The 1,134-nt window shown below is 39.0% G+C and carries 2 protein-coding genes; both read left to right on the top strand.

What is annotated here, in order from left to right; translation table 11 throughout:
• Window positions 1-158 precede the first annotated feature (158 nt).
• On the top strand, window positions 159-563 hold the full coding sequence (locus AB6D06_RS22465) for a nuclear transport factor 2 family protein (protein ID WP_017051903.1): 405 nt from the start codon (window positions 159-161) through the stop codon (window positions 561-563).
• A gap of 28 nt (window positions 564-591) precedes the next feature.
• Window positions 592-1,134: TetR/AcrR family transcriptional regulator (locus AB6D06_RS22460; protein WP_372111935.1), on the top strand; the 543-nt coding region annotated here is incomplete at its 3' end.

Below are 1,134 nucleotides of genomic sequence, written 5' to 3'. Positions count from 1 at the left end.
CCGTCAACGATGCAAAAACATTTATGCAGTTAATGCGGACATGGATTCATTGTTAATACAGCACCTTTCATTCTATTAAACCGCTACAAACTCAAGTTTACTCCCATTATTGTTCAGTGTACAGTACATCTATTGTACACTGAACAACAGAGTAAATCATGAATGCCAATACGATAGCAAACAAATACCTTGAAGCACTTGAAGAAGCAAACATTGAAAAAGTACTATCGCTTTTCACGCCAGATGCGTTGGTGAGTTCACCACTTTACGGTGAAAGTAAGGCTGCAGACTTTTATCCTGAATTGTTTGAAGATACGAGCAGTTCAAAGCTAACCTTGAAGGGGGTAATGGAAGGGAAATCAACTTGTGACTGTACATATTTGATATCTATCTGGTTCTATTTTGACTGGATACTTGCCAATGGTGAACCTGCACCTTTTAATGTTGTCGATGTGTTAGAAGTCGACAAAGGTAGCCGCTTGATTACCAAATTAAATATTGTTTACGATACTTCTAACATTAGAAGTTCGTTCAATCTGTCTAAAAAGCAGACCTCCCTTTAGCAAGTACTTTATAGATAGCGGTACCTTTGTGAAAAGAAAAGCAAATACAACACCTCTCTCTAAGGAAATTATAATCGAGGTAGCACTGAATCTTATTGCGGAGAAAGGAATCGATACGTTTAGTATTCGAGACGTAGCTAAACGGTTAGATACCTATCCAACAGCTATCTATTGGTATTTTAAAAACAAAAACACACTATTAGGTGAAATTGCAAATACAGTGATGTCTAGTGTCACACCTAACTACGGTAACCTGGATTGGCACGTCTGGTTGACCTTATTATTCCAAAACTACAGAGATGCAGTAAAACACCATCCCCACATCGCAGATTTGATAGGAGGGAGACTTCTGGCAAATGCGTATCAAGACCCTAGATTGCTAGATGGAATTATAGCTGCTCTTTTGGATGCAAATTGTCCGCCGTCTCATATAGTCCCTATGTACAACACAGTAATTGCATCAATGTGTGGTTTCGTAACCATGGAGTTCGGTCATTTACCGCTAGATAATGCGGATGAATGGGAAGCTAAATTAAGAGGGGAGGCTCAGAAGGTAGAAAGTAGTGAGTAT

This window comes from Vibrio sp. 10N.239.311.G01 (genome assembly GCF_041465805.1).
In the GTDB taxonomy this organism is placed as follows: Bacteria; Pseudomonadota; Gammaproteobacteria; order Enterobacterales; family Vibrionaceae; genus Vibrio; species Vibrio crassostreae_C.
Note: the sequence above shows the minus strand (reverse complement) of the source record. Positions and strands in the feature narration are given on the sequence as shown.

Coding starts and splice junctions, on each gene's coding strand:
- AB6D06_RS22465 (WP_017051903.1), top strand. CDS start 159: ATGAATGCCAATACGATAGCAAACAAATACCTTGAAGCACTTGAAGAA.